The sequence below is a fragment of the Vibrio sp. YT-18 genome (genome assembly GCF_033337345.1).
GTDB classification, from domain to species: Bacteria; Pseudomonadota; Gammaproteobacteria; order Enterobacterales; family Vibrionaceae; genus Vibrio; species Vibrio alginolyticus.
In genome coordinates this window covers 1-1574 of record NZ_JAWOQO010000081.1, presented here as the reverse complement: position 1 = coordinate 1574, position 1574 = coordinate 1, and the positions used below count along the sequence as shown (strand labels likewise).

Annotated in this window: 2 protein-coding genes; both read left to right on the top strand. The window is 44.1% G+C overall.

Annotated features, from left to right (window positions below; genetic code table 11):
• Positions 1–917, top strand: a 917-nt coding sequence (locus tag R7M72_RS24455) for a colicin E3/pyocin S6 family cytotoxin (RefSeq protein ID WP_318056382.1), incomplete at its 5' end; no start/stop codon positions are given.
• Entirely contained in the window at positions 917–1162 is a 246-nt protein-coding gene (locus R7M72_RS24450; protein WP_098415012.1) for a hypothetical protein, read from the top strand. The genes R7M72_RS24455 and R7M72_RS24450, both read left to right, overlap by 1 nt.
• Positions 1163–1574: the final 412 nt, after the last annotated feature.

The window sequence follows — 1574 nt, the reverse complement described above, 5'->3', positions numbered from 1 at the left end:
TCATACCCGCCATTCAAGCGACACAAGCACAAATGGCTATGGGCAGTTCCGCAGCTGTCGCCGGTTCCCCAGAGCAAGCGCAGCAAACCCAAACCGCGGCTATGCAGTTGGATAAACTGGCCGGCACATTGAAAGACAAAATCGTTGAGGGCTACCGCTGGCAGGTCGAGGGCATTGGCACTTTGTTTGCCATGCAGCAAAGCTTGTTTGGCGATAACACCCAATACACAGACCAAGATTTACGCCAAGTGACCACGGTACAAAGCCGCGTTCGTGTCCACATTACCGAGCCCCAAGATGGCGAGTTTTATCCGCACGTACAGGGGTATCATGTAGACGACACACGAATCCCCATCAAATATGTGAAACAGGGGAACAGTGGTCAGTTGTCCGTTGCTATTGAAGAGAACGGACCAACCATCTATTGGACGCCAGAAGAAAACGATGAAGCAAGTTGGCAAACTACCCCCGATCATAGTGATGGGTTTGAAAAAGACGATATACTGGTCACGCCAATCCACTCGGATAGCGATGCGAACGTCACCGTTACGCCTGCGCCTGAAGAGAAAGACTGGCGTGATGCGATCTTAGTATTCCCTGAAAGCTCAGGCATTGCTCCGCTCTATGTGGTTTATAACAAACCGAATAGCGATATTAAGTACATTCCAGCCCCGAAGGGGAGCCCACCGTTACCCGCTTTCCCTGATGCAATTAAAGCAAAGAAAAAAACGTCAGTACAAGGTGGAGGGAAACTGAGAGAGCGGTGGAAAGATAAAAAAGGACGAATCTACGAGTGGGATTCTCAGCATGGAAAAGTCGAGATTTATACGAAAAATGGTAAACATATCGGCGAGTTTGATCACATATCGGGAGAGCAAACAAAAGAAGCAGACCCGGCTAGAAAGGTAGAGAAATAATGAAAATTGTTATTGAAAAGTTCGACAAACAGACTGAGTTACTCGTTTCAGAGTTAGCTATTGAACAAGAACACCTCGATGGAATTGCTCAAGTATTAGGGTTAAAAGAAGATGATATTCAGTTCCTAACAAGTGGGGCTGGCGGATTTGATATTAGTGACGCGCAAGCTTTAGACATAGAGAAGTTGATTGATAAATACTTCTATGATCCAGAGTATGATTATCAGTTAGGTACTGCCGACTAAATATGAGAAAACCTCGGCTCCGATGAATCTATCACAAATAGTACAAAACAATAGGCATTTACATTTAGATCCTGACTTAACTATTCACATTGACAGTACATGGAATCCTGAATCCCATATTTTATTTTGCACAGAGCCAGAGAATGGAGGCTTACCGAAGGGGTATGACTACTTCTTAGAGGTATTTATACTGCAAGAATTACTTGAAGGTGTCCCTGAAATCACCGTCGAGCGAATCATCAAATATGCTCAAGTTAATGCTTAATATCAGCTCAAAACTCTCTTGTGACACTTTCAAAGCGGACATTTACTACTGTTGCTGAGATACATAAGGTTCAATAATATGAAGCTTGTAATTAAAGATGCCTTACAAGACTACACCGAGGCGGAATTCTATCGCTTCTTAGAAGAA

What these genes read in the sequence shown, in the direction of transcription:
- R7M72_RS24450 (WP_098415012.1), top strand. Translation starts at nt 917, where the DNA reads ATGAAAATTGTTATTGAAAAGTTCGACAAACAGACTGAGTTACTCGTT.